At 72.5% G+C, this 26385-nt stretch carries 20 protein-coding genes; 7 read left to right on the top strand and 13 right to left on the bottom strand.

The features are described 5' to 3' along the window. The first annotated feature begins 246 nt into the window (after positions 1–246). The 6 genes from QF027_RS11845 (at position 247) to QF027_RS11820 (ending at position 8203) form a co-directional block, all read left to right on the top strand. Positions 247–1338 (top strand): amidohydrolase family protein, encoded by a 1092-nt coding sequence (locus QF027_RS11845; protein ID WP_307074371.1) that lies wholly within the window; start codon positions 247–249, stop codon positions 1336–1338. Between the two features lie 268 nt (positions 1339–1606). Next, a complete protein-coding gene (locus tag QF027_RS11840) occupies positions 1607–2461 on the top strand; it encodes an ABC transporter permease (RefSeq protein ID WP_307082344.1) in 855 nt (284 codons plus the stop codon). Beyond that, entirely contained in the window at positions 2458–3345 is an 888-nt protein-coding gene (locus tag QF027_RS11835; RefSeq protein WP_306983373.1) for a carbohydrate ABC transporter permease, read from the top strand. Before QF027_RS11840 ends, QF027_RS11835 begins: the two co-directional genes overlap by 4 nt. Positions 3346–3547: 202 nt before the next feature. Beyond that, the gene (locus tag QF027_RS11830; RefSeq protein WP_307074369.1) at positions 3548–5185 is read left to right on the top strand and encodes an extracellular solute-binding protein; all 1638 of its coding nucleotides are present in this window, start codon (positions 3548–3550) and stop codon (positions 5183–5185) included. A 43-nt stretch (positions 5186–5228) separates the two neighbouring features. Then, positions 5229–6302, top strand: coding sequence for a LacI family DNA-binding transcriptional regulator (locus QF027_RS11825; RefSeq protein ID WP_306983377.1), 1074 nt, complete (start codon positions 5229–5231; stop codon positions 6300–6302). Further along, entirely contained in the window at positions 6299–8203 is a 1905-nt protein-coding gene (locus QF027_RS11820) for a DUF2264 domain-containing protein (protein ID WP_307074367.1), read from the top strand. The genes QF027_RS11825 and QF027_RS11820 overlap by 4 nt, the downstream gene beginning before the upstream one ends. Here the strand turns inward: QF027_RS11820 and cobC are convergent. From cobC to cobM, 6 genes are read right to left on the bottom strand one after another with little or no spacing between them, the layout of a single operon-like run. Continuing rightward, a complete protein-coding gene (cobC, locus tag QF027_RS11815) occupies positions 8151–9221 on the bottom strand; it encodes an Rv2231c family pyridoxal phosphate-dependent protein CobC (RefSeq protein WP_307074365.1) in 1071 nt (356 codons plus the stop codon). The genes QF027_RS11820 and cobC overlap by 53 nt on opposite strands. Next, positions 9211–10140: a sirohydrochlorin chelatase gene (locus QF027_RS11810; protein WP_306983383.1), complete on the bottom strand. Its 930-nt coding sequence runs from the start codon at positions 10138–10140 to the stop codon at positions 9211–9213. Before QF027_RS11810 ends, cobC begins: the two co-directional genes overlap by 11 nt. After that, a complete protein-coding gene (locus tag QF027_RS11805) occupies positions 10137–10727 on the bottom strand; it encodes a precorrin-8X methylmutase (RefSeq protein WP_307074364.1) in 591 nt (196 codons plus the stop codon). The genes QF027_RS11810 and QF027_RS11805 overlap by 4 nt, the downstream gene beginning before the upstream one ends. After that, positions 10724–12409, bottom strand: coding sequence for a precorrin-3B C(17)-methyltransferase (gene cobJ, locus QF027_RS11800; protein ID WP_307074361.1), 1686 nt, complete (start codon positions 12407–12409; stop codon positions 10724–10726). The genes QF027_RS11805 and cobJ overlap by 4 nt, the downstream gene beginning before the upstream one ends. Continuing rightward, positions 12406–13635, bottom strand: a complete 1230-nt coding sequence (gene cbiE, locus QF027_RS11795) for a precorrin-6y C5,15-methyltransferase (decarboxylating) subunit CbiE (RefSeq protein ID WP_307074359.1) — start codon at positions 13633–13635, stop codon at positions 12406–12408. The genes cobJ and cbiE overlap by 4 nt, the downstream gene beginning before the upstream one ends. After that, the gene (gene cobM, locus QF027_RS11790; RefSeq protein ID WP_306983392.1) at positions 13632–14450 is read right to left on the bottom strand and encodes a precorrin-4 C(11)-methyltransferase; all 819 of its coding nucleotides are present in this window, start codon (positions 14448–14450) and stop codon (positions 13632–13634) included. Before cobM ends, cbiE begins: the two co-directional genes overlap by 4 nt. A gap of 95 nt (positions 14451–14545) precedes the next feature. Here cobM and QF027_RS11785 point away from each other — a divergent pair, with 95 nt between their 5' ends. Next, positions 14546–15274, top strand: coding sequence for a ZIP family metal transporter (locus QF027_RS11785; protein WP_306983394.1), 729 nt, complete (start codon positions 14546–14548; stop codon positions 15272–15274). Positions 15275–15330: 56 nt separating this feature from the next. Here QF027_RS11785 and cobI read toward each other — a convergent pair whose 3' ends face one another. The 7 genes from cobI to QF027_RS11750 are packed head-to-tail and all read right to left on the bottom strand — an operon-like array spanning position 15331 to position 26295. After that, entirely contained in the window at positions 15331–16077 is a 747-nt protein-coding gene (gene cobI, locus QF027_RS11780; RefSeq protein WP_307074358.1) for a precorrin-2 C(20)-methyltransferase, read from the bottom strand. Next, complete coding sequence (locus tag QF027_RS11775) at positions 16062–17600, bottom strand: cobyrinate a,c-diamide synthase (RefSeq protein WP_373432412.1); 1539 nt, start codon at positions 17598–17600, stop codon at positions 16062–16064. The genes cobI and QF027_RS11775 overlap by 16 nt, the downstream gene beginning before the upstream one ends. Beyond that, positions 17597–18205 (bottom strand): cob(I)yrinic acid a,c-diamide adenosyltransferase, encoded by a 609-nt coding sequence (cobO, locus tag QF027_RS11770; RefSeq protein WP_307074354.1) that lies wholly within the window; start codon positions 18203–18205, stop codon positions 17597–17599. The genes QF027_RS11775 and cobO overlap by 4 nt, the downstream gene beginning before the upstream one ends. Beyond that, the gene (locus QF027_RS11765) at positions 18205–20196 is read right to left on the bottom strand and encodes a putative cobaltochelatase (protein ID WP_307074352.1); all 1992 of its coding nucleotides are present in this window, start codon (positions 20194–20196) and stop codon (positions 18205–18207) included. Before QF027_RS11765 ends, cobO begins: the two co-directional genes overlap by 1 nt. Beyond that, entirely contained in the window at positions 20193–23849 is a 3657-nt protein-coding gene (gene cobN, locus QF027_RS11760) for a cobaltochelatase subunit CobN (RefSeq protein WP_307074350.1), read from the bottom strand. Before cobN ends, QF027_RS11765 begins: the two co-directional genes overlap by 4 nt. Beyond that, a complete protein-coding gene (locus QF027_RS11755; RefSeq protein WP_307074349.1) occupies positions 23846–25357 on the bottom strand; it encodes a cobyric acid synthase in 1512 nt (503 codons plus the stop codon). Before QF027_RS11755 ends, cobN begins: the two co-directional genes overlap by 4 nt. After that, positions 25354–26295 carry a cobalamin biosynthesis protein gene (locus QF027_RS11750; RefSeq protein ID WP_307074347.1) on the bottom strand — a complete coding sequence of 314 codons (942 nt, stop codon included), beginning with the start codon at positions 26293–26295 and terminating at the stop codon, positions 25354–25356. Before QF027_RS11750 ends, QF027_RS11755 begins: the two co-directional genes overlap by 4 nt. Between the last annotated feature and the right edge of the window lie 90 nt (positions 26296–26385).

Genomic DNA, 26385 nt, shown 5'->3' with positions numbered 1-26385 from the left:
GCTTCGCAGCGGGCGGCACCCTGCCCCCGCTGCCGGAGGACGGGGAGCGCTGTCGGGCCGTGGCGGGGCACCCGGGCGACATCGAGTGCCGGAGCCTTCGAGCCGCGCCCCTTCCTGACCTGGGCGGCTCGGCAGGGCGGACCCGCCCCCGGCGTCGGGGCGGCGGTCCTCTTCGACGTCCATCAGCTCGCCTTCGAGGGACCACCGCCCTGCGAGCAGTGACCTCGCGCTGGCTAGGGTGCGGTCATGAGCGATCGCGCGGTGCTGCACGTGAAGGGCCGGATCCTGGCCGGCCCCGAGGACGTCCGGGACGAGCTGTGGGTGGTCGACGGGCGGATCTCCTACGACCGCCCCGTCGCCGCCCGTGACATCCGTACGGTGTCGGGCTGGGCGCTGCCCGGTCTGGTGGACGCGCACTGCCATGTGGGCCTGGGCGCGCACGGTCCGGTCGACCAGGACGTGGCCGAGAAGCAGGCCCTGGCCGACCGGGAGGCCGGCACCCTGCTGATCCGCGACGCCGGGTCGCCCTCCGACACCCGCTGGGTGGACGACCGCGAGGACCTGCCGAAGATCATCAGGGCCGGCCGGCACATCGCCCGCACTCGCCGCTACATCCGCAACTACGCCTGGGAGATCGAGCCTGAGGACCTCGTGGCGTACGTCGCCCAGGAGGCCCGGCGGGGTGACGGCTGGGTCAAGCTGGTCGGCGACTGGATCGACCGCGAGGTGGGCGACCTGGCCCCCAGTTGGCCCCGGGAGGCCATCGAGGCGGCGATCGCGGAGGCCCACCGCCTGGGCGCCCGGGTCACCGCGCACTGCTTCGCCGAGAACTCCCTGGAGGACCTGGTCGAGTCGGGCATCGACTGCGTCGAACACGCGACGGGCCTCACGGAGGACCTGATCCCGCTGTTCGTCTCCCGGGGCGTCGCGATCGTGCCGACCCTGGTCAACATCGCGACCTTCCCGAAGCTCGCGGACGGCGGCGAGGCCAAGTTCCCCCGCTGGTCCGCCCATCTGCGCCGACTCCACGAACGCCGCTACGACACCGTACGGAACGCCTACGACGCCGGCATCCCGGTCTACGTCGGCACGGACGCGGGCGGCACCCTCCCGCACGGCCTGGTGGCGGCGGAGGTCGCGGAACTGGTGACGGCCGGCATCCCCCCGCTGGAGGCCCTGTCGGCGACGGCATGGGGCGCCCGGAAGTGGCTGGGACGCCCCGGCCTGGAAGAGGGCGCCGCCGCGGACCTGGTGGTCTACGCACAGGACCCGCGCACGGACGTACGCGTGCTGGCGAACCCGCTCCAGGTCGTGCTGAACGGCCGGGTGGTGCAGTAGGTCCCGGGCCGCCGCCCGGCACGCTCCCGGATGGCGCAGCGGCCTTCCCCCGTGCGCGCCCCGTCCTGACCGGCCTGAGAGCGTTTTCACTCGCGGACATGCTTCTGTGCACCGCCCTGACCTGCGTCAACTCATCAGCTTTGTCAGAACTGTTGACCCCTGCATGAAAGCGCTTTAACTTCCTCTTCGGTCTGAGCCACCAGGAAGAGGGAGAGCCTTGGCAGTCGTCCGACGAAAACGCTTTCAGAGCAGGGTCCTTTTCCTGCTGATGCTGCCCGGCCTCGCCTACTTCCTGCTCTTCCACTACGGCGCGCTGGTCGGCAACGTCATCGCGTTCAAGGAGTACGTCCCCTTCGACGGCCTGTGGGGCAGCCCCTGGACCGGACTCGGCAACTTCCGGCGGATGTTCGAGGACACCGCGTTCTGGGACTCGGTGCTCAACACCGTCTGGATCGCCGTCCTCCAGCTCGTCTTCTACTTCCCGGTCCCGCTCGGCCTCGCCCTGCTGCTGCACAGCCTCACCCGGAGCAGCGTCCGCCGGTTCGTGCAGTCGGTCGCCTATCTCCCGCACTTCATCTCATGGGTGATCGTCGTCGCCCTCTTCCAGCAGCTGCTCGGCGACACCGGACTGCTCAACTCCGGCCTGGACGGCATGGGGTTGCACACCGTCGACATCATCGGCAACCCCGACGCCTTCAAGCCGCTCGTCGTCGCCCAGGTCATCTGGAAGGACGCCGGCTGGGGCACGATCATCTTCCTCGCCGCCCTCGCCCAGGTCGACGAGCAGCAGTACGAGGCCGCCGCGATCGACGGAGCGGGCCCCTGGCGGCGCTTCTGGCACGTCACCCTGCCCGCCATCCGCCCGGTGGTCGTCCTGCTGCTCATCATGCGGCTCGGCGACATCCTCTCGGTCGGCTTCGAGCAGATGCTGCTCCAGCGCGACGCGGTGGGCCCCGAGGCCTCCGAGATCATCGACACCTTCGTCTACTACCAGGGCATCGTCGGTGGCGACTACGGATTCGCCGCCGCCGCGGGCCTGTTCAAGGGCGTCATCGGCGCCCTTCTCGTCTACGCCGCCAACAAGGTCGCCCACCGCCTCGGCGAACAGGGGGTCTACAAGTGAGTGCCCAGGCCCGTCCGGGATGGATGGAGAAACCGAAGCCGGTGACGCAGGCCGCGAAGGCGGTGGCCCTCGCCGTCGTCGTGCTGCTGGTCTGTGTGCCGTTCCTCGTCATCGTGTCGACCTCGCTCGCCTCCACCGAGGAGGTCGTCGACAACGGGGGCTGGGTGCTGTGGCCCACCGACCCCTCTCTCACGGCCTATCGCGACATCCTCGACGGCGGCATCGTCACCCACGCCCTGGGCGTCAGCGTCGGCGTCACGGTCGTGGGAACCCTGCTGAGCCTCCTGTGCACGGTCACCCTCGCCTACGCCCTCGCCCGCCCCGGAGTCTTCGGCGGCCGGCCGGTGCTCCTGCTGGTCCTGTTCACCTTCCTCTTCCCACCCGGCATGATCCCGAGCTTCCTGCTGGTCAAGGAGCTCGGCCTGCTGGACAGTTACGCCTCGCTGGTCCTGCCCGTCCTGGTCAACGTCTTCAACCTGGTCGTCCTGCGCGGCTTCTTCCAGGGCATCCCCGACGAGCTGTACGAGGCCGCGCGTCTCGACGGCGCGGGGGACTGGCGAGTGCTGGTCTCCGTCGTACTGCCGCTGTCCAAGGCCGCGTTGGCCGTCGTGGGGCTCTTCTACGCGGTGGCCTACTGGAACTCCTGGTTCTACGCCTCCCTCTACCTGGAGAGCGACCACTGGCCACTCCAACAGGTGCTGCGCACCTACGTGGTGGCCGGTTCCGGGCTCACCGACGCCACCACCGGCGAGGGCACCGTCACCGCCCCGCAGACCGTGCAGATGGCGGTCCTCGTGATCGCCACCGTGCCGATCCTGCTGATCTACCCCTTCCTCCAGAAGTACTTCACCAAGGGCGTGCTCACCGGCGCCATCAAGAGCTGACCTTGGGGGTGTCATTTGGACCAGCTCGGCATCGCTCCGCGTCGACTCCCTCCTCCGCCTTGCAGCTGCACGCTCCCCCACGCTCGGCTTCGCTCGAGCGGGGAGACCCCCATGGCCCCGCTCGAGTCAGCCAAGAAGCACCGTTCCTCACAGCCGACCTGATCCACATGACACCCCCAAGCCGACACGAGGTGATTCACCCATGCCCAGCCTGTCCCGACGCACCCTGCTGCTGTCCGCGGCGGCGGCCTCCGTCTCCGGATCGCTGACCGCCTGCTCCACCGGCTCCGGAGACAGCGACGTCTCCAACGCGGGCAAGAAGCTGGCCCCCTGGCCCGCGTACAAGGCCGCGAGCGGACCCAAGCCGGATCTCGCCCCCACCGAGGCGGGCGTCCAGGCCGGATACACCGCCTACCCCGCCGACCTCGTCAGGTCCGTCCCCCGTACGCCCGGCGACGGCTCGACCGTCAAGGTCATGTCGGTGTCCTTCGGCACCCCGCCCAAGCCGGCCTCGGCGAACCGGTTCTGGGCGGCCGTCGAGAAGGCGCTGGGCGTGAAGATCGAGTACACGATCGTCTCCCAGGCCGACTACCAGAAGAAGATGGCCACGGTCATGGCGGGCGACCCCGACACCCTGCCCGACATCATCAACCTGTTCTCCGGCTTCGTCCTGCCCCGCGAGGCGGAGTTCGTGCAGCGACGGGCCGAGGACCTCACGCCGTACCTCTCCGGCGAGGCGATCAGCGATTACCCGAACCTGGCCGGGATCCCCACCCACGCCTGGCAGGACATGGGCCGCGTCGGCGGCCGCATCTACGGCATCCCCCTCGAACGCCCGCTGCCCGGCTCCACCCTCTGGCTCAACCAGGGCATGTTCACCGACGCCGGCATGAAGGAGGGCTGGACCTCCGAGGACTTCGCCGCCGTCGCCCAGCGGGCCACCAGCGGCCGCACCTACGCACTCGGGGCCGCCAACGGCTCCCTGTTCGGCAACGCCGTGCACGCCGCCGCCCACCGCGCGCCCAACGAGTGGGCCGTCACCAAGGACGGCACCTTCCGGCACTGCGCCGCCGACGAACGCTACAAAGCGGCCATCGCCTTCCAGGCCCGGCTCCGCAAGAACGGCTCCTACTACCCGGACTCCACGTCCGTCTCCCAGATCGACCTCACCACCCTCTACTACAACGGCACCGTCGGCTCCATGCAGGACGGCTTCGGCGCCTACCTCCCCAAGTACCGTGAGTCCCAGGGCAAACTGACCCCGGCCGCGGCCCTCCCGTACAGCGTGGACGGCACGCCCGGCGGAATCGTCGCCGCCCGCCGCTCGTTCGGCTACACCGTCCTGAAGAAGGCCAAGAAGGAGCGCATCGAGCTCCTCCTGCGCATCCTCGACTACCTCGCCGCCCCCTTCGGCAGCCAGGAGTGGGAGCTCGTCCACTACGGCGTCGAGGGCACCCACTTCACCCGCGGCAAGGACGGCTCCCCCGAGCCCACGAAGCTCGGCGAGGTCGAGAACAACACCAACCTGCCGCTGAAGTACCTCGCCGAAGGCCCGCAGGTGCTGTTCGTGCCGGGCATGCCGGACGCCGTACGGGCCCTGCACTCCTGGCAGCAGAAGGTCGTGCCCCACGCCATCCGCAACGCCTCCAACGGCCTGCAGTCCCGCACCAAGAACGCCCAGGGCACCACGCTCAGGGCGATGCTCGACGACGCCGTCACCGGGATCGTGGCCGGGCGGCTGCCGCTGTCCGAGTGGGACGCGGTGGTCAAGAAGTGGCGGGCCCAGGGCGGCGACAGAATGGCCGGGGAGTTCGCGAAGGACTACGCGGCCAATACGTGAGGCGCCGCCGGTGGAACAGGAGACGCGGGGGATGGAGAACGACATGACGGACACGGGGTCCAGGCGGCGGGTCACGATCCGTGAGGTCGCCGAGCGGGCGGGGGTGTCGATGGCGACGGCCTCGCGCGCGCTCAGCGGCAATCACCCGGTGCCGGCCGCGACCCGGGCCCGTGTCCTGCGTGCCGCCCGGGATCTCGACTACGTCGCCAACGCGCACGCCCGGGCGCTGGTCGGCGGGGGCCGCAAGATGGCCGCCGTCGTCGTCCGGCAGGTCACCAGCCCCTTCTACGCCCAGGTCGCCGAGGGAGTGGAGGCCGAGGCCGCCGACCGCGGGTGGCTGTGCGTGGTCGGGGCGACCGGCGGGGATCCGCAGCGGGAGATGGAGTTCGTGCAACTGATGCGGGAGGAGGGGGCCCGGCTGGTGATCCTCGTCGGCGGAGTCGTCGAGGACGAGGCCTACCGCTCGCGGGTGGCCCACTACGCGCAGGCCCTCGACTCCTCCGGGGCCCGGCTGGTGCTGTGCGGCCGTCCCGCTCCGGACCCCGACATCCCGGCGCTGGTCGTCGAGTTCGACAACGAGGCCGGGGCCCGGGCGATCACCGGGCATCTGCTGTCCGCGGGGCATCGGCGGATCGTCTTTCTCGGGGGTCTGCCGGGCAACACGGCCCTGGACGCGCGCGTCGCGGGATACCGGGCCGCGCTCGCCGAGCACGGGCTGCCGCCGGCCGCCACGCGGGTCGTCGACTGCGGGCTGGGGCGGGCGGCGGGGTTGCGGGCGATGGCCGAACTGCTCAAGGAGACCAGGGAGTTCACGGCGGTGGTCGCCGGGGACGACATGGTCGCCGCAGGCGCGCTCCGCGCGATCGCCGACGCGGGACTCGTCGTGCCCGACGACATCTCCGTCGTCGGCTACAACGACATCCCGCTCGCCGAGGACTTCAACCCCCCGCTGACGACGGTGCGGACGCCCGCCGAGGAACTCGGTCGCGCCGCCGTACGCATCGCCCTGCGCGACCCCGAACACGCCGCCGGAAGCCATCATCTGCTGGGCACGCACATCGTCGTACGCAAAAGCGTCGCCCCACCACCGACCGACGGAGGACTCACCCCCGTATGACCGCGCCGCATGTGTCGCCCCCCGACGACCCGACGCACCACCCCGACCTTCCGCCCACCGACCCCCTCCTCTCCCCCCTCACCGGTTGGACCCGCGCCCACTGGGAAGCCGTCGCCGACCGGCTGCTCGACGGACTCCTGCCCTACGCCACCCCTGGCTTCGCCCAGTACCGGCTGCCCGGGCCGCCCAGTCACTCCGGGGCCTGGTCCGACGGCCTCGAGGGGTTCGCGCGGTCCTTCCTGCTCGCCGCCTTCCGGATCGCCGGGTCGGCGGGGCGGGTCGGCCCCGCGCTCATCGAGCGGTACGCCGCCGGACTCGCCGCCGGCACCGATCCGCACCACCCCGAGCACTGGCCGCCGATCACCGACCGCGCCCAGCCGATGGTCGAGGCGGCCTCGATCGCCCTCGCGCTGCACGAGTCCCGGCCCTGGCTGTGGGACCGGCTCGACGACAGTGTGCGGGGCCGGGTCGTCGAGTGGCTCGGCCGGTTCGTCGGGGCGAGGGCCAACGACTCCAACTGGCGGCTCTTCCAGGTGATCACGGAGGAGTTCCTGGCCTCCGTCGGCGCCCCGCACAGCCGGGAGGAGATCGACGCGGGGCTCGCCCGGCTGGACGACTGGTACCGGGGCGGCGGCTGGTACACCGACGGGAAGGGAAAGAAGTTCGACTACTACAACGCCTGGGCGCTGCACCTGTACCCGGTGCTGTGGGCCCGGATCGCGGGACCCCGCGCCGACCTCGAGACCGTGGCCCGCCACCGCGCCCGGCTGCGGGAGTTCCTCGGCGTCCATCAGTACTTCTTCGGCTCCGACGGCGCCCCCGTCCACCAGGGCCGCTCCCTCACCTACCGGTTCGCGGCCGCCGCCCCCCTCTGGGCGGGAGCCCTCGCCGACGCCACCCCGCTGCCGCCCGGCCTCACCCGCCGCCTCGCCTCCGGCACCCTGAAGCACTTCACCGAGCGGGGCGCCCCCGACGAGCGCGGCCTGCTCACCCTCGGCTGGTACCGGCCGTTCCCGGGAGTGCTCCAGCGCTACTCGGGCCCCGCCTCCCCGTACTGGGCGAGCAAGGCGTTCCTCGGTCTGCTGCTGCCCGCGGACCACCCGGTGTGGACGGCCTCCGAGGAACCCGGCCCCATCGACACCACCGACACGGTCCTCGCCCTGCCCGCACCCGGCTGGCTGATCCACTCGACCGCTTCCGACGGGATCGTCCGCCTCGTCAACCACGGCACCGACCGCCTCCCGCCCCCGCCCGCGGCCGACGACGACAGCCCGCACTACTCCAAGCTCGCCTACTCCACCGCCACCGCCCCCGAGACCCCCCTGGGCCCCGACAACCACCTGGCCCTGCTCGCCCCCGACGGCACCCCCTCCGCACGGGGCCGCATCCACCCGCTGGGCTGCGAGGGCCGTACGGCAGCGTCCTGGCACGAGGCCCACGGACACCGCGTCGAGACGGTGAGCGTGGTCCACGGACCGTGGGAGATCCGCGTGCACCGCATCGACCCGGCCGCCGGCACCCCCGCGCGGGAGGGAGGCTGGGCGCTCGCCGACGACACCGCGCCGCCCGTCGTCGAGTCCGGCCCCGGCTGGGCACTGGCCCGCCGCGCCGACGGGCTGACCAGTGCCGTCGTAGGACTGTACGGCTGGGGCGAGGGCGTCGGGAGGGTCGTAACGGCCGAAGACACCAACGCGTACGGGCGGTACTCGGCGACCCCCGTCCTCGAAGGCACCGGCGCCCTCCTGATCACCCTCGTGGCTCTCGGCACCGACGTACCGGTCACGGGCGCGGACGCCACGCTCACCCCCGGCGGCACCGTCGAGATCCGTTTCCCCGACGGCACCCGCTTCAGTGCCGGGCCAGCGTCACCGCCTGATCCAGGGCCTGAAGAAAGGAGTTGACCGTCGCCCGGTCCCGCACCGCGAGCCGCAGCCACTCCTCGCCGAGCCCCGGGAACGTGTCCCCGCGCCGCACCGCGAAACCGAGATCGCGCAGATGCCGTCGTACGCCGGTCGCCCTCGGCAGTCGTACGAGGACGAAGGGGCCCTGTGCCGGCTCCACCACCCGGAGCCCGTCCGACGCGAACTCCCGCAGCCCGGCGACGAGATGGGCCCGGTCGGTGGCCACGCGGTGGGCCGCGTGGGCGGCCTCCGCCACGGCGCGTGGCTCCATGCAGGCCAGGGCCGCCGCGAGGGCCGGTGTGGACACCGGCCACAGGGGCTGGGCCCGCTCCAGGGCGGCGATCGTCTCCGGGGCGGCGAGGACGTAGCCGATCCGCAGCCCGGCCAGGCCCCAGGTCTTCGTCAGGCTGCGCAGGACGACGAGTCCGGGCACGTCCGTCCGCCCGGCCAGGGCCTCGCGCTCGCCCGGCACCGCGTCCAGGAACGCCTCGTCCACCACCAACGTCCGCCCGGGACGGGCCAGTTCAGCGATCGTGGCGGCCGGATGCAGGACCGACGTGGGGTTGGTCGGATTGCCGACGACCACCAGGTCGGCGTCCTCGGGGACGGCCGCCGGGTCGAGCCGGAAGCCGTCCTCCTCCCGCAGCAGCACCCGGTCGACCGGGTGCCCGGCATCCCGCAGCGCCGCCTCCGGCTCCGTGAACTGCGGGTGCACCACCACCGGGTGACGAACCGTCAGACCGCGCGCGAGCAGCACGAACGCCTCGGCGGCCCCCGCCGTCAGCAGCACCCGTTCCACGGGCACCTCGTGCCGGGCCGCCACCGCCGCCCGCGCCGCACGTCCGTCGGGATAGGCGGCGAGCCCGGTCAGCGATCCGGCGATCCGTTCCCGCAGCCAGAGCGGGGGAGTGTCCGCGCGGACGTTCACCGCGAGGTCGGTGAGCCGCGCCCCGTCGTCCCGCACCTCGGCGTCGCCGTGGTGCCGCAGGTCGTGGCCGCCCGCTCGGTCAGTGCGCATGGGTGTGGGCGTCGTGGTGGTGGCCGTGGTGGTGATGGTGGCCGTCGTCGTCCGGGTGGAAGTGCGGCTGCTGGGGCAGACCCACCTTGTCCTCGAAGCCCGGCAGCGCGATGCGGTACACGCACGAGTCGCAGTTCATCCGCAGATCGCCCCTGACGGCCTCCTCGTACCGCTCCATCACCAGGTCGAGCAGCTCCGGCTCCGGACCGATGACCTCCGCCGAGCGCACCTCGACCTCCGGGTGGGCGGCCGCCCAGCCCTCGGTCTGGTGCTTCACCCGGTCAGGCAGGATCCCGGTGAACAGGAAGTAGGGCAGCACGACGATCCTGCGCGCGCCCAGGGCCACACACCGGTCGAGCCCGCTGGGCACGTCCGGCGCGGCCAGCGACACGAACGCGGTCTCCACGCCCGCGTATCCGCGTCCCTCCCACAGCAGCCGGGCCGCCTTGTACACCTCGGCGTTGGCGTCGGGATCGGTGGAACCCCGCCCGACGAGCAGCACGGTCACATCGGCCCGGTCCATCGGGGTGCGCCCGCCGGTGGCGCCCAGCGCCTCGTCGAGACGCCGCTCCAGGACGTTCAGCAGCGCCGGGTGCGGCCCCAGCGGACGCCCGTAGGTGTACGAGATCCCGGGGTGACGCTCCTTCTCGCGGGACAGCGCCGCCGGGATGTCGCCCTTGGCGTGTCCGGCCGACACCAGCATCAGCGGTACGGCGGCGAACCGGCGGACGCCGCGCTCCACCAGCTCGGCCACCGCGTCGCCCAGCGGCGGCGGGGAGAGCTCGATGAAGCCGCCCGCGACGGGCAGTTCGGGATGGCGGGCCCCCAGCTCCCGGACGAAGTCACGGAACGCCTCGGCTCCGGCCTCGTCCCGGGTGCCGTGACCGGCGATGAGCAGGGCGGGCGGCGGGGTGGTCACGATGTCTCCTCAGAAGGGTGAAGGGGGTGGTACAGCAGGGCGTTGAGCGCCGCGGAGGCGACCGCCGAACCGCCCTTCTCGGACACGTTGCTCACGGCGGGCAACCCGCTCTCGCGCAACGCGGCCTTGGACTCGACCGCGCCGACGAAGCCGACGGGCAGCCCGATGACGAGCGCCGGGGCCGCGTCCAGGGTCAGCAACTCCTCCAGCGCGGTGGGCGCGTTGCCGATCACCCAGATCGCCCCGGGGCCGACCTGCTCGTGGGCGAGGCGGATGGCGTGGGCCGAACGGGTCAGCCCGGGCCCCGACTCGGCGTCCCTCAGCCGGCAGACGGTCTCCCGCCGGGTGATGCCGGCCGCGACCATCTCCACGTCCGTGACCACGGGCGCGCCGGAGTGGAGCGCGGTGTGCGCCTTCTCCAGGTCGCTCTCGGCCATGACGAGATCGGTGGCGTACTCCAGATCGGCGGCGGAGTGGATGACCCTCTCCACCACCGCCCGGGTCAGCGGCGGGAAGTGCGAGGTGTCCAGGCGGGCGCGCAGCCGCCGGTAGGACTCCACCTCGATCGGGTGGACGACACGGTTCACTTGGTGCCCTCCTGCCAGCGGTAGCCGCGCGGCGTCACCATGCGCCCCGCGATGTCGCGGGTCGCCGTGTTGCCCACGGTCACGACCGTCATCATGTCGACCGTGGCCGGGTCGAGAGCGGCCAGTGTCGTCAGCCGAGCGGACCCGTCCGGCCGCGACGCGTTCCGTACGACACCGACCGGCGTCGCCGGCTCCCGGTGCTCGGCGAGGATCGCCAGCGCCTTGGGCAGCTGCCAGTCCCGGCCCCGGGAACGGGGGTTGTAGAAGGTGACCACGATGTCCGCCTCGGCCGCGGCCCGCACCCGCCGCTCGATGACCTCCCACGGCGTGTGCAGGTCGGACAGGCTGATGGACACGTGGTCGTGGCCCAGCGGGGCACCGAGGATCGCGGCCGCCGCGAGCGCGGCCGTGACCCCCGGCACCCCGATCACGTCGATGTCGTCGGAGGCCTCGGCGAGCGCGGGGGAGGCCATGGCGTACACGCCGGCGTCCCCGCTGCCGATGAGCGCGACCGCCTGGCCCTTCCGCGCCTCGGCCACGGCGGTCCTGGCCCGCTCCTCCTCGGCCCCGAGCCCCGACTCCAGGATCCGGGTGCCGGGCCGCAGCAGATCACGGATCTGGTCGACGTACTGGTCCAGCCCGACCAGCACCGAAGCGCGCCGCAACTCCGCCTTCGCGCGGGGCGTGAGCAGGTCCCGGGCGCCGGGGCCGAGCCCGACGACCGCGAGCCGGCCGCGCGCGGGACGCCGTACGACAGCGCAGGTCGCCATGGCGGGCCGCGCGGCCGATTTCCGCTTGGCGACGAGGAGTTCACCGCCGCCGATCAGCGCGGCGGCTTCGGCGACGGAAGGGGTGCCCACGGCCGCGAGGGGCGCGTCCGACGGGTTGGGCACCTCGACGGCGGCCAACTCCTCGGCGGAGCGGGTGACCAGGGGAACGCCGAGCCGCTCGGCCGCCGCCACGATCCCCGGTTCCTGAGCCTTGGCGTCCACGGTGGCGAGGTGGGCGATCGACTTCGAGGACAGCTTGGCCTCGCGCAGCGAGCCCTCGATCAGCTCCAGGACCTCCTCGACGGGCGCGCCCTTGGAAGCGCCGACGCCGACGACGAGCGTGGGCGGCCGCAGGACGACCTCCCGCTCAGGCACCGGCTCGACGAGCCGGTCCGTCACCCGGATGCCGTACGCCCCCTCCCCGGCGACCGGCAGTGGCGGCAGCGGCCAGCCCGACTCGTTGTGCAGGGCGACGGGTTCCCCGTCCAGCAGCGCCCGTGAGACGGCGGCCACCGCGCCCTCCACCGGCAGCCCGAGCGTGTCGAGCCCGGGCACCCCCACCGCGTCGGTGGCCGTCGTCACCACGGGTTCGGCGCCCAGCAACTCCCCGACCTCCCGGGCGAGTTCGTTGGCGCCGCCGCCGTGCCCGCCGACCAGGGACACGGCGAACCGGCCGCCCTCGTCGACACACACCACACCCGGGTCGGAGGCCTTGTCACCGAGCAGCGGCGCGATCAGCCGCACGACCGCTCCCGTGGCCAGGAAACACACGAGCTGCTCGCACTCCGCGAACGCCCGCCTTACGGCGTCCCCCACGGGCCCGTCGTACACGCGCGTACGGTCCGGCCATGCCGCGGCCAGCCGGTCGCGTGCCGCCGCCCCCGCCGCGGTGGCGGAAATGAGGCCGATCACTGAGCAACTCCTTCATGAGAGACGGGGTTTCTGGCACCCCACAGCAGAAAGACCGGATTGGTCGCCGCGAGCCGGGTCACGTCCCCGGGCAGCGGTGCGAGGCGGGACGACTGGAGCAGTACGCCGTCGCAGCCGAACCCGGCGTCGGTGAGTGCCGCGCGTACGGCCGGCACCCGGTCGAGCGCGGCCATGGCGACGACGACGCTCCGCCGGGCCCGCCGGGCGCACACGGCGACGATGTCGGGCAGTTCGCGTCCACCACCGCCGACGAACACGGCGTCCGGGTCGTCGAGTTCCGTGAGCGCGTCCGGAGCGGACCCGTGCACGGTCCGTACGTCGACTCCGTGGGCGGCCGCGTTGGCGCGGATCCGCTCGACACCGTCGGGTGCCTTCTCGACCGCGACGACGGCGGCACCGAGCCGCGCGCACTCCACGGCCACGGACCCGGAGCCCGCGCCGACGTCCCACACCAGATCCCCGAGCCGCGGCCCGAGCCGCGCCAGCGCCAGCGCCCGCACCTCGAACTTGGTGATCATCGAGTCCCGGTGGGTGAACTCACCCTCTTCCAGGGCCCATCGGGCGGGCGAGGCCGCGGGCCCGGCCACCGTGCGCACCGCACCGAGCGCCCGCGACTCGTCGAGACACAGCACGACACTCACCGCCGTACCCCAGTCCCGGGCGGCGGCCTCGGCGGGGGTGACACGCTCGACGAGTTCGTCGTCGGTCCCCAGGGCGGAGGCGACGATGAGAAGGCGAGTGTGGGCCGTGAGCGCGGCCCCCAGCTCGGCGGGACCCGCCCCCGGCCCCGTCAACACCGCCACCTTCGGTCGCGCGCGGCACACGTTCACCGCCGTCCGCAGATCACGCCCGTGCGCACTGACCACCACCGCGTCGTCCCACGGCAGTCCGGCCCGCGCGAAGGCGGCGGCGACGGACGAGACCTGGGGCCGCACGTCCAGAGCGGCGGGCCCGAACCGCTCGGCCAGCACCCGCACGATCCCGAAGAACCCCGGGTCGCCCGAGGCCAGCACGACCACCCGCCGCTCCTTCTCCAGGTACTCCGCCATGGTGTCGAGGGCGGGAGCCAGCGGTCCGAGCACGATCCGCTCCGCGGCCTCCGGCAGCCGTACGGCGTCCAGGTGCCGCCACCCGCCGACCACCAGCTCGGCGCCGGCCAGGAACTCCTGGGGCGGCGCCCCCGTCCCCGTACCCACGACCGTGATCACGTGCTGGCACCCCGCTCCCGCAGGGCCCGCCGGGCCTCCGGGTCGGCCTTGCGGTACCCGTGGAAGTGACCGGGGTGGTAGAGGTGCGACCGGGTGCCCTCGGAGTCCAACGCCGGGCCGACCAGGAAGAGCGTGTGCTTCCAGAGCTTGTGCTCCTTGACGGTCTCCTCCAGCGTCTCGATCGTGCACCGCACGACCAGTTCCTCCGGCCAGGTCGCCTGGTAGGCGACGACGACCGGCGTGGAGGTCGGATAGCCGCCCTCGAGCAGCTCCCGCACCAACTGCCCGCTGCGCGCCGCGGACAGGAAGATCGCCATGGTGGTGCCGTGCTTGGCGAACTCCCGCACCTCCTCGCCGGGCGGCATGGGCGTCTTGCCGCCGCCGAGCCGGGTGAGCACGACGGACTGCGCGACCTCGGGGATGGTCAGCTCGCGCTGCGCGAGCGCGGCGACCGCGGAGAACGCCGAGACGCCGGGCACGATCTCGGTCTCGATGCCGATCCGCGCGCACCGGTCGAGCTGCTCCTGCGTACCGCCCCACAGGGCCGGGTCGCCGGAGTGGATCCGGGCGACCTTGAGGCCCTCCTCGCGCGCCCGCTCGTACACCGCGACCACGTCCTCCAGCGACATGGTCGCCGAGTCGAGGATCTCCGCGTCCGCGCGTGCGTGCTCGAGGACCTCCGCCTGCACCAGGCTCGCGGCCCAGATCACGACGTCGGCCTCGGCGATGGCGCGCGCGGCCCGGAACGTCAGCAGATCGGCGGCGCCGGGGCCGGCACCGACGAAGGTCACCTTGCCGGTGGGGGCATCGGCCATGGGAATCGGTCCTCTCGTCACAAAAGGTCTTACGGATGCGGTCGGCGCGGTGGCCGGATGTGCGCGAACGGGGGTTGATCGGATACGAAGGCCCTATGGCGGTCTTCGTCGCGCTCGGCGCGTTCCTGATGACGCTGGCCGGCGGCTGGACGGCACAGCGGGTGACCGACCGCCGTCATCTGGTCCTCGGCCTGGCCGGCGGACTGATGCTCGGCGTGGTCGGCCTGGACCTGCTGCCGGAGGCGCTGCACGCGGCCGGCGACGAGGTCTTCGGCGTCCCCGCGGCCCTGCTCCTCTTCGTGGCCGGCTTCCTGCTGGCCCATCTGGTGGAACGTCTGCTGGCCGCCCGTCAGGCGGCGCACGGGGGCGAGGAGAAGGACGGCCGGGCGCCCGAGGTGGGCCTCACGGCGGCGGCCGCGATGGTCGGCCACAGCGCCATGGACGGCGTGGCGATCGGCGCGGCCTTCCAGGTGGACGGCGGCATGGGCACGGCCGTCGCGCTCGCCGTCGTGGCCCACGACTTCGCGGACGGCTTCAACACGTACACGATCACGAGCCTGTACGGGAACGCCCGCCGCAGAGCGCTGGGGATGCTGTTCGCGGACGCGGCGGCCCCGGTGGTGGGCGCCGCCTCGACGTCGTTCGTGACCATCCCGGAGGGTCTGCTCGGCGGCTACCTCGGCCTCTTCGGCGGCGCGCTGCTCTATCTCGCGGCGGCCGAGATCCTCCCCGAGGCCCACCACGAACACCCCGCCCGCTCGACCCTGCTGTGCACCGTCGCGGGCGTGGGTTTCATCTGGCTGGTGGTGGGCCTGGCCGGCTGATCCGGCGGCTCTGGAGGGGCTTGCGGAGGGGTCTGCGGAGGGGTCTGCGGAGGGTGTCACAACTTGCCACCCCGGGTGCCGTCCCGCCGCGCGGGCGCGATGAGGGTGGACAGATATGGCAGGGGAGCCCCGTCGAGCTCGGCGGCGGGCCGGATGGACTCGGCGTCCAGCCCCAGCGCCGATCCCCATACGGCGTCCTCGATCCGCCCGGTCTCCCTGAGCACCTCGGCCACCTCGGCGGCCTGCCGCCCGAACTTGTAGGCGACGACGGTCCCGGGCCCGTTGAGGGCGTCCTTGAGCACGGCGGAACCGGCGGTGACGGGCACGAGCGTGAGCGGCTCGGTGCCCTCGGTCAGTACGGCCCCGGACCGCGCCGCGAGATCCTGCATGGCGGTGATCCCGGGCACGGTCTCGACGACGACGTCGGCCACGAGCTCGCCGATGGTGTGGGCGAGATAGGTGAAGGTGGAGTAGACGTTGGGGTCGCCGATGGTCGCGAAAGCGACGGAGCCGTTGGCACGCAACAACTGCGCGACCCGCTCCCCGGCGGCGTCCCAGGCGGCCTCGCGGCGGCCGTGATCCGTGCGCTCGTTGAGGGCGAAGACGACCCGTACGACCTTCTCCTGTGGCACGTAGTGCAGCACGGTCGCCTCGGCCCGCCCCCGCTCACCCGTGTCCATGACCGGCACGACGACCACGTCGGCGGCGCGCAGGGCGTTGACGCCCTTGACGGTCACCAGCTCGGGATCCCCGGGCCCGACCCCGACCCCGATCAACCTGCTGCTGCTCATGACGTCCGGCACCTCTCCACGAACCGACGGGCGACACCGGGCTGCGAGGCCCAGTGCGTGTGCAGATAACTCGCGTGCACACCACGCTGTACAAATCCTTCGAGCCGCCGCCGGGGCACCCGCACACCCCAGGCCGCGGCGTCCCCCGCCCCCGGCTCCACCACGGTCCGGTGGAACTCGTGCCCCCGCATCCGTGTCCCGGCGACGGCGAGCGAACTGTCGCTCACGGCGACGGCGTCGCGATACCCGAGGGTGAGCTTCTCCTCCATCCGCGCCGAGGCGTCGAGCACCCCGCACATCGGCTGCCCGTCGAGCTCACGGCACAGATACAGCAGCCCGGCACACTCGGCGGCGACGGGAGCGCCGGTCTCCGCGAGGGCGGCGACGGCTTTCCGCAACGGTTCGTTGGCGGACAGCTCGGCGGCGTAGACCTCGGGGAAACCGCCCCCGATGACCAACCCGCTCGTCCCGATCGGAAGTTGCTCGTCACGCAGCGGGTCGAAGGTGACGACCTCGGCTCCTGCGGCGGCAAGCAGTTCGGAGTGCTCGGCGTAGGAGAAGGTGAAGGCGGGACCGCCGGCGACCGCGATGACGGGAGTGATCGGCTGCGGGCCCGTGGGGGCTGGTCGCGCAGTTCCCCGCGCCCCTGGGTGGCTCAGCTCCTCCGGCATCGACGAATCCAGCCCCTCCGGCGTTTGAGGAGCGGGGGTCCAGGGGGCAGAGCCCCCTGGGAGCGGGGTCGAAGGGGCGGCAGCCCCTGGGTACGGGAAGGGTAGGGGCGGCGGGGGCGAGGAACCCAACACCTCAGCCGCATCCCAAGCCGCACAGGACAACGCCCCCGCACCCCGCGCCAGCGAAACCAGCCCATCGAGATCGCACCCGGCACGGACCTGCTCCGCCATCGCCGCGACGGCGTCCACCGCCGCCCCCCGCCGCTCGGCGACCGGCACCAGCCCCAGATGCCGAGACGGCGTGTCCACCTGGGCCACCCGCCGCAGCACCCCGAACACCGGCACCCCGGCCGACTCCAACGCCTCCCGCAACAACGCCTCATGACGGTCGGACGCGACCTTGTTGAGGATCACGCCCCCCACCCGCACCTCGGGATCCCACGAGGCGAACCCGTGCACCAGCGCGGCAACGGACCGGGACTGCGACGAGGCATCCACGACCAGCACCACGGGCGCCCGCAACAGCTTCGCCACATGAGCCGTGGACGCCAGCTCCCCTTCCCCCGCGGCCCCGTCGAACATCCCCATCACCCCCTCCACGACGGCGATGTCACACCCGCGCGCCCCATGCAGGAACAGCGGAGCCACCAGCTCCGGCCCACACAGATACGCGTCGAGATTCCGCCCCACCCGCCCGCTCGCGAGCGCGTGATACCCGGGATCGATGTAGTCCGGCCCCACCTTGTGCGGAGACACGGCGAGCCCCCGCGCGGCGAACGCGGCCATCAACCCCGTGGCAACGGTGGTCTTGCCGCTGCCGGACGACGGCGCGGCGATGACCAGCCGAGGGACGGAAGACGTCACCACTCGATGCCCCTCTGCCCCTTCTGCCCGGCGTCCATGGGGTGCTTCACCTTGGACATGTCGGTCACGAGATCGGCGAAGTCGACCAGCTTCTCGGGCGCGTTGCGCCCGGTGATGACCACGTGCTGGGTCCCGGGCCGATTCCTGAGCACGTCAAGAACCTCATCCGTGTCCACCCACCCCCAGTGCATGGGGTAGGCGAACTCATCGAGCACATACAGCTTGTACGTCTCGGCGGCGAGGTCCCGCTTGACCTGCTCCCAGCCCTCCCGGGCCTTCTCCTCGTTGCTGAGGTTGTCCCCCTGGAGATCGCGCTGCACCCAGGACCAACCTTCACCCATCTTGTGCCAGTCGACCGACCCGCCCTCCCCGGACGCCCCCAGCACCCGCAGCGCGTTCTCCTCGCCGACCTTCCACTTCGCCGACTTGACGAACTGGAACACCCCGATGGGCCACCCCTGATTCCAGGCCCGCAGGGCAAGCCCGAAAGCGGCGGTCGACTTCCCCTTGCCGATGCCCGTGTGCACCACCACCAACGGCCGATTACGACGCTGACGAGTCGTCAGTCCATCGTCCGGCACCACACTCGGCTGTCCCTGAGGCATTACGCGGCCCTCCTCTGTACGTCCTTCACCAGTCCGGCGATCGAGTCGGCCCGCAACTCGTCCAACGTCACCGCCGTGCCGTCCAGTTCACCCGCGAGCTGCCCGGCGAGTCCCAGCCGCACCGGCCCCGACTCACAGTCGACGACGACGGAGGCGACGCCGTCCGCGGCGAACAGCCGAGCCGCCCGCCCCGCGAGCGCGACCGGCTCGGGCCCACCGGTGGCCCGCCCGTCCGTCACCACGACGACCAGCGCCCGCCGAGCGGGATCCCGCAGCCGCTCCACCCTCAGCACCTCGTGCGCCCGCAGCAGCCCGGCCGCGAGCGGGGTACGCCCACCGGTCGGCAAGGTCTCCAGCCGGGCGGCCGCGGCGTCCACCGAGGACGTGGGCGGCAGGGCGACCTCCGCCGCCGACCCCCGGAACGTCACCAGCCCCACCTTGTCCCGCCGCTGATAGGCGTCGAGGAGCAGCGACAGCACAGCCCCCTTCACAGCGCTCATGCGCTGCCGCGCCGCCATCGACCCCGAGGCGTCGACGACGAACAGCACGAGGTTCCCCTCGCGCCCCTCCCGCGTCGCCTGCCGCAGATCGTCACGCCGGACGACGAGCCCACGACCCGTCCGCCCCCGCGCCCGCTGATGCGGGGCGGCCGCCTGCACGGTGGCCGCCAGGTGCAGCTTGGTCAGGGCTCCCTGGGGCCGCCGAGCACCGGTCGTCCGCCCGTGCTCGGTCCGCGCACGGGACCGCCGCCCGGCAGCGCCGTCGCCGAGCCCGGGCACGCTGAGCACCTTGGTGCGGAAGGGCTCGGAAGCCCGAGCGGCGGACTGCTCGCCGGAACCGGCACCGGACGGCTGCGGCTCGCCACCGTCCCCCGCCTCCGGCTGCGCACCGGAACCCCCGTCGGTCTGCGGCCCGTCGGACGACGGCGGCTGCCCGCCACCCCCACCGGGCCCGTCCGGGTCGGGATCCTCGTCGCCCTCGCCGCTGAACTCCGCCAGCGTCTCGTCGAGCTTGTCCTCGTCAAGTCCCGGCGCGTCAAAGGGGTTACGGCGTCGGCGGTGCGGCAGCGCGAGGAGCGCGGCCTGCCGCACGTCCTCCGCGAGCACATCGGTCCGCCCGGCCCACGCCGCGAGTGCGGTCGCGGTGCGCGCCATCACGATGTCGGCCCGCATGCCGTCCACCTCGAACGCGGCACAGGTCGCCGCGATCTGCCGCAGCGCCCCGTCGCCCAGCCGCACCGACGGCAGCAACTCCCGCGCGGCGACGATCCGTTGCCGTACGGCACTCTCCTCGTCCGCCCAACGCGCCGCGAACCCGGCCGGATCGTCGTCGTACGCGAGCCGCCGCCGCACGACCTCCACCCGCTGGTCCGGCTCCCGCGAGGCCGCGACCTCGACGGTCAGCCCGAACCGGTCGAGCAACTGCGGCCGCAGCTCGCCCTCTTCGGGGTTCATGGTGCCGACGAGCAGGAACTTCGAGGCGTGCCGTACCGAGACGCCCTCCCGCTCGACGTACGACGCCCCCATCGCGGCGGCGTCCAGGAGCAGGTCGACCAGGTGGTCGTGGAGGAGGTTGACCTCGTCGACGTAGAGGATCCCGCGGTGGGCGTCGGCGAGGAGTCCCGGCTCGAAGGCCTTCACCCCCTCCGCGAGCGCCCGCTCGATGTCGAGGGCGCCGACGAGCCGGTCCTCGGAGGCGCCGACGGGGAGTTCGACCATGCGGGAGGGACGCATGCCGCCGTTGCCCGCCTCGTGCGGACCGTCCGGGCAGGACGGGTCCGGTGCGGCGGGATCACAGGAGAAACGGCAGCCGGGGACCACCGCGACCTCCGGCAGCAGCGCCGAGAGCGCGCGCACCGCCGTCGACTTGGCGGTGCCCTTCTCGCCGCGCACCAGCACCCCGCCGACCGCCGGCGAGACGGCGTTCAGCAGCAGCGCGAGCCGCAGGTCCTCCTGGCCGACGACGGCCGTGAACGGAAACGGGGTACTCACTTCGCGTCACCCTCCAAGTCGCCCTCGAGCTCCAGGTACGTGGCCCGCAGCCGCTCCAGCGTGTCCGCGTCCGGCTCGGCCCACAGTCCACGGTCGGCGGCCTCCAGGAGCCGCTCCGTGATGCCCCGCAGCGCCCAGGGGTTGGACTTCTTCATGAAGTCCCGGTTCTCCGCGTCGAAGACGTACTCCGCGCTGAGCTTCTCGTACATCCAGTCGTCGACGACGCCCGCCGTGGCGTCGTAGCCGAAGAGGTAGTCGACGGTCGCCGCCATCTCGAAGGCGCCCTTGTAGCCGTGCCGGCGCATGGCCGCCATCCAGCGCGGGTTGACGACCCGGGCCCGGAAGACCCGGTGGGTCTCCTCACCGAGCGTCCGCGTCTTCACCTGGTCCGGCGTGGCCGAATCGCCCACGTACGCCTCGGGGTTGGCGCCTGTGAGGTGGCGCACCATGGCGACCATGCCGCCGTGGTACTGGAAGTAGTCGTCGGCGTCGACCAGGTCGTGCTCGCGGGTGTCGACGTTCTTCGCGGCCACGTTGATCCGCTTGAACGCGGTCTCCATGTCCCCGCGCGCCGCTCGCCCGTCCAGCCCGCGCCCGTAGGCGTAGCCGCCCCACACCGCGTACACCTCGGCGAGGTCGGCGTCCGAGCGCCAGTTGCGGGCATCGATCAGCGGCAGCAGACCGGCACCGTACGCCCCCGGCTTGGACCCGAAGATCCGGGCGGTCGCCCGCCGCCGGTCACCGTGCTCGACGGTGTCCTCGTCGGCGTGCGCCTTCACGAAGTTCTGGTCGGCCGGCTCGTCCAGCTCGGCGACCGTGCGGACGGCGTCGTCGATCAGGCCGACGACGTGCGGGAACGCGTCCCGGAAGAAGCCGGAGATGCGGACCGTGACGTCGATGCGCGGACGGCCGAGCTCGGTCAGGGGAACGACCTCGAAGCCGGTGACCCGCCGCGAGGCCTCGTCCCACACCGGACGGCAGCCCAGCAGCGCGAGGATCTCGGCGATGTCGTCGCCCTGCGTACGCATCGCGGACGTACCCCAGACCGTGAGCCCCACGGACTTCGGGTACGCGCCGGTGTCGGCCAGGTACCGCTGCACGAGCGAGTCGGCGAGCGACTGGCCGACCTCCCAACTCAGCCTGGAAGGAATGGCCTTGGGGTCGACGGAGTAGAAGTTCCGGCCGGTCGGCAGGACGTTGACGAGCCCGCGGGTCGGCGAGCCGGAAGGCCCCGCCGGGACGTAACCGCCGTCCAGGGCCTTGAGGATGTGTGCGATCTCGTCCGTCGTACGGGCCAGCCGGGGCACGACCTCGGTGCAGGCGAACTCCAGCACGGCGACGGCCTCGGGGAGTTCGGTGCCCAGGACGTCACGCACGAGACCGGGGACGGCCCTCACGTCCCAGGACACGGCCTCCATGCCCTCCGCGACCCGCCGGCACAGCTGCTCCAGCAGGTCGATCGCGTCGGCGGCCGTCCGCGCGGGACCCTCGACGAGGTCGGACAGCTCCACCGGAACCTTCAGCGGCGCCCCCGGTTCGGCGAGCAACTCCTTCTCCACCAGCCCGAAATGAGCCGCGAAGGAGGCGCGCAGCCCCGGCAGGGCGTTCGCCTGGCCGCCCCACACCTGCGAGGCGCGCAGCACGGCCAGCACGAGGTTGACGCGGGCCTCGTCGACCGGACTGCCCCCGAGGATGTGCAGCCCGTCGCGGATCTGCACGTCCTTGATCTCGCACAGATAGCCGTCGATGTGCATGACGAACTCGTCGAACGCCGTGTCGTCCGGCTGCTCGTCCACATGCAGGTCGTGGTGCAGCTCGGCCGCCTTGACCAGCGTCCAGATCTGCGCGCGCACGGCCGGGGCCTTGGTCGGGTCGAGGTCGGAGACGAGCGCGTACTCGTCCAGCAGCTGCTCCAGCTTGGCGAGGTCGCCGTAGGTGTCGGCCCGCGCCATCGGCGGCACGAGGTGGTCGACCACGGTGGCGTGTCCGCGCCGCTTGGCCTGGGTGCCCTCGCCGGGGTCGTTGACGATGAAGGGGTAGATCAGCGGCAGCTCACCGAGCACCGCGTCCGGAGCACAGCCCCCGCTCAGACCGAGGCCCTTGCCCGGCAGCCACTCCATCGTGCCGTGCTTGCCCATGTGGACGACCGCGTCGGCGCCGAAAGAGTTGTCCAGCCACCGGTACGCGGCCATGTAGTGGTGTGACGGCGGCATGTCCGGGTCGTGGTAGATCGCGATCGGGTTCTCCCCGAAGCCGCGCGGCGGCTGGATCATCACGACGACGTTCCCGAACTGGAGCGAGGCCAGCACGATGTCGTCCCCGTCGACGTACAGCGAGCCCGGCGGCTCACCCCACGCGTCCACCATGGCCTGACGCAGCCCCGGCTCCAGCTTGTCGAACCAGCCCCGGTAGTCGGCGAGCGGCACCCGCGCGGGAGCCGACGCCAGCTGGTCCTCGGTCAGCCACTCGACGTCGTGTCCGCCGGCCTCGATCAGCCGGTGGATCAGCTCGTCGCCGTTGTCGGGGTACCCCTCGACGAGGTATCCGGCATCCCTGAGTGAGTCCAGCACCCGCACCGCCGAAGCGGGCGTGTCCAGGCCCACCGCGTTGCCGACCCGGGAGTGCTTGGTCGGATACGCGGTGAAGACCAGCGCGAGCTTCTTCTCGGTGTTCGGCTTGTGCTTCAACTCCGCGTGCCGTACGGCGATCCCGGCGACCCGCGCGGCCCGCTCGGGGTCCGCCACGTACACCGGGACGTCGTCGGGCCCCTGCTCCTTGAAGGAGAACGGCACGGTGATCAGCCGTCCGTCGAACTCCGGGATCGCGACCTGCATGGCCGCGTCCATGGGGGAGAGGGCGGCGTCCGACTCTTCCCAGGCGGCCCTGGACGAGGTGAGGCAGAGCCCTTGCAGCACGGGCACGTCGAGGTCGGCCAGCGCCCCGATGTCCCACGCCTCCTCGTCACCGCCTGCCGAGGCCTGCGAGGCGTGGGTGCCGCCGGCGGCGAGGACGGTGGCGACGAGGGAGTCGGCCCGGGCGAGGATCTCGTAGAGCGCGGGGTCCGCCCCGCGCAGCGAACCGCAGTACACGGGAAGGGCGTTGGCGCCCTTCGCCTCGATCGCCTCGCACAGGGTGTCCACGAAGCCGGTGTTGCCGCTCAGCTCATGGGCCCGGTAGAAGAGCACGCCGACGGTGGGGCGGCCTGCCACGAAAGCCAGGTCGCCGTGGACGCCGTACTCCGGCATCTTCTGCGGCTCGACGAACCCCTCCCCGGTCAGCAGCACGGTGTCGGACAGGAACCGGGCGAGTTCCTCCAGGTTGGCGGGCCCGCCCTCGACGAGGTACTTGAGCGCCTCGGCCACCACACCGGCCGGTACGGACGACTCGGCCATCAACTCGGCGTCGGGAACGGCCTCTCCGCCCAGCAGCACGGTCGGGATGCCCGAAGCCTTGAGCGCGGCGAGCCCGTCCTCCCAGGCCCGCTTGCCGCCGAGCAGCCGTACGACGGCGATGTCCGCGCCCTCGATCAGCGCCGGCAGCTCCTGCGCGACATCGACCCGGGTCGGGTTCCCGATCCGGTACGCGGCGCCGGAAGCGGCCCGGGCCGCCAACAGGTCCGTGTCGGCGGTGGACAACAACAACACTGTGCTCATGCGGGCGCTCCCGGTGGAATGAAAGGCAGTCCTTGCGGCGCACCGGACTCGATGAGCCGCCACAGCGCGTCCGTGTCCGCGTGCTGTTCGATCAGGTCGCCGAGCCGGTCGAGCTGCTCCTCGCGCAGCGCGGCGAACGAGGTGTGGGGGGCCGGCACGAACCGGCGGCCCGCGGCGGCCGCCACCTCCCGCAGGAAGGCCCGCCGGAATCCGTCCGACTCCAGCGAGCCGTGCCAGTGGGTCCCCCAGGTCTGGCCGACGCGGCAGCCGTCGAGGAAGGGTTGGCCCCCGTGGATGTCGGCCACCCCGTGATGGATCTCGTACCCGGTGACGTGCTCGCCGAGGGCTTCGCCCTCCGGCCGGGTCAAGGTCTTCTCCCGCGCGAACCGCACCCTGACGGGAAGGACTCCGAGCCCCTCGACGTGTCCCTGTCGGCTCTCGACCTCGTCCTCGATGTGCTCGCCGAGGATCTGGAAGCCGCCGCAGATGCCGAGGACGGGCCGCTGCTCGGCTACCCTGCGCCCGATGGCCGCCGCGAGCCCCCGCTCCCGCAGCCACTGAAGTGCCTTGACGGTCCCACGGGTTCCCGGAATCACGACCAGGTCGGCGTCGGCCAGTTCCTCGGGCCGGTCGACGAACCGGACCACGACACCGGGTTCGGCGGCCAGGGCGTCGACGTCCGTGAAGTTGGACATCAGCGGGATCGCGCAGACGGCGACCCGCAGCACGTCCTCCCCGAGGGGCGCAGCCGTGTTCGACTCCCGGACCGTCCCCCGCAGGGACACCCGCAGCCCGTCCTCCTCGTCGATCCCGAGCCCGTGCCGGAAGGGCAGAACGCCGTACGTGGACCGCCCGGTGAGCCCGTGGAGCATGTCGAGCCCGGGTTCCAGAAGGCTGACATCCCCCCGGAACTTGTTCACGAGGAACCCGGCGACGAGCTTCTGGTCCTCTTCCGAGAGCAGCGCGACGGTCCCGAAGAAGGAGGCGAAGACGCCCCCGCGGTCGATGTCGCCCACGACCAGCACGGGCAGCCCGGCGTTGCGGGCGATCCCCATGTTGACGATGTCGGTCCGCCGCAGGTTGATCTCGGCCGGACTCCCGGCCCCCTCACAGATCACCGCGTCATACGTGCCCCGCAACTCGGCGAGACAGTCGAGCACGGTCCCGAGGAGCTGCTGCTGCCGCCCCCCGTGATAGCCCCGGGCGCTCAGTTCACCGACCGGCTTGCCGAGCAGCACGACCTGACTGCTCTGCTCACCACCGGGCTTGAGCAGCACGGGATTCATGAGCGCGGTCGGCTCGATGCGGCAGGCCTGCGCCTGCATGGCCTGGGCCCGCCCGATCTCCGCGCCCTCCTTCGTCACGAACGAGTTGAGGGACATGTTCTGCGCCTTGAACGGCGCGACCTTCACCCCCTGCCGCACCAGCCACCGGCAGATCCCGGCGGTGACGACACTCTTGCCGGCGTCCGAGGTGGTTCCGGCGACGAGAAGACCCCCGCCACTCATGCCCTACGCCCCTTCACGAAGGCCCGCGCGGCGACACCGACGCCGAGCGCGAGCAGTCCGACGCGCCGTGACAGCCGTACGGCGCGCTCGATGTCGTACGTGGCGACGGCGCGCCCCTCCTGATGCAGCACCGGCCGATGCTCGACCCGCCCCGCGTACGAGAGGGTCCCCCCGAGCCGGACACCCAGCGCCCCCGCGAACGAGGCTTCGACGGGCCCGGCGTTGGGGCTCGGATGCTTGGGTGCGTCCTCCCGCCAGGCGCGCACGGCACCCCGCGGACTGTCACCGGCCAGGGCGGCGAGTACGGCGGTCAGCCGCGCCCCCGGCCACCCGGCGAGGTCGTCGAGCCGGGCCGAGGCCCACCCGAAGCGGCGGTAGGTGACCGACCTGTGCCCCACCATGGCGTCGAGCGTGTTCACGGCCCGGAACCCGAGCAGCCCCGGCACCCCGGCGACGGCCCCCCACACGAGCGCCCCCACGACGGCATCGGAGGTGTTCTCGGCGACGGACTCCACGACGGCCCGCGCGATCCCGTCGGCATCGAGTGCCTGAGGATCGCGCCCACACAGATGCGGCAGCCGGTCCCGGGCCGCCTCGACGTCGCCGGCCTCCAGCGCCCGCCCGATGACCCGGGCCTCCCGCACAAGTGAAGTCCCGCCCACGACGGCCCAGGTGGCGGCGGCGGTGAGTGCGACGGAAGCGGTACGGGACGGACGTACGACGTTCTCCGCCACGGCGCCGAGCCCCACCGCACCGCCCACGCACACGGCGGTGTGCAGCGCCCCCCACCCCCGGTGGTCCCGCCACAACACCCGCTCCACGGCGCCCGCGGCCCGTCCGAACGCGGCGACCGGATGCCCGCGACGCGGGTCACCGAGCAGGAGGTCACCGATCAGACCGGCGGCGGCGCCGTACGCGAAGACGCGATCGGCACGCACCGGCTCAGCCGATCGCGGGGTCGTTCACGTGCCTGGTACTGCGGGTGGATCGGCAGGCGAGCATCGCGTCATGTCCTCACTCAGGGTGTC

The sequence above is a fragment of the Streptomyces canus genome, from assembly GCF_030816965.1.
In the GTDB taxonomy this organism is placed as follows: Bacteria; Actinomycetota; Actinomycetes; order Streptomycetales; family Streptomycetaceae; genus Streptomyces; species Streptomyces canus_E.
Note: the sequence above shows the minus strand (reverse complement) of the source record. Positions and strands in the feature narration are given on the sequence as shown.

Coding starts and splice junctions, on each gene's coding strand:
- cobN (WP_307074350.1), bottom strand. CDS start 23,849: ATGAGCACAGTGTTGTTGTTGTCCACCGCCGACACGGACCTGTTGGCG.
- QF027_RS11830 (WP_307074369.1), top strand. CDS start 3,548: ATGCCCAGCCTGTCCCGACGCACCCTGCTGCTGTCCGCGGCGGCGGCC.
- cobM (WP_306983392.1), bottom strand. CDS start 14,450: ATGGCCGATGCCCCCACCGGCAAGGTGACCTTCGTCGGTGCCGGCCCC.
- QF027_RS11845 (WP_307074371.1), top strand. CDS start 247: ATGAGCGATCGCGCGGTGCTGCACGTGAAGGGCCGGATCCTGGCCGGC.
- QF027_RS11755 (WP_307074349.1), bottom strand. CDS start 25,357: ATGAGTGGCGGGGGTCTTCTCGTCGCCGGAACCACCTCGGACGCCGGC.
- QF027_RS11825 (WP_306983377.1), top strand. CDS start 5,229: ATGACGGACACGGGGTCCAGGCGGCGGGTCACGATCCGTGAGGTCGCC.
- QF027_RS11840 (WP_307082344.1), top strand. CDS start 1,607: ATGCTGCCCGGCCTCGCCTACTTCCTGCTCTTCCACTACGGCGCGCTG.
- QF027_RS11785 (WP_306983394.1), top strand. CDS start 14,546: ATGGCGGTCTTCGTCGCGCTCGGCGCGTTCCTGATGACGCTGGCCGGC.
- cobO (WP_307074354.1), bottom strand. CDS start 18,205: ATGCCTCAGGGACAGCCGAGTGTGGTGCCGGACGATGGACTGACGACT.
- cobC (WP_307074365.1), bottom strand. CDS start 9,221: ATGCGCACTGACCGAGCGGGCGGCCACGACCTGCGGCACCACGGCGAC.
- QF027_RS11820 (WP_307074367.1), top strand. CDS start 6,299: ATGACCGCGCCGCATGTGTCGCCCCCCGACGACCCGACGCACCACCCC.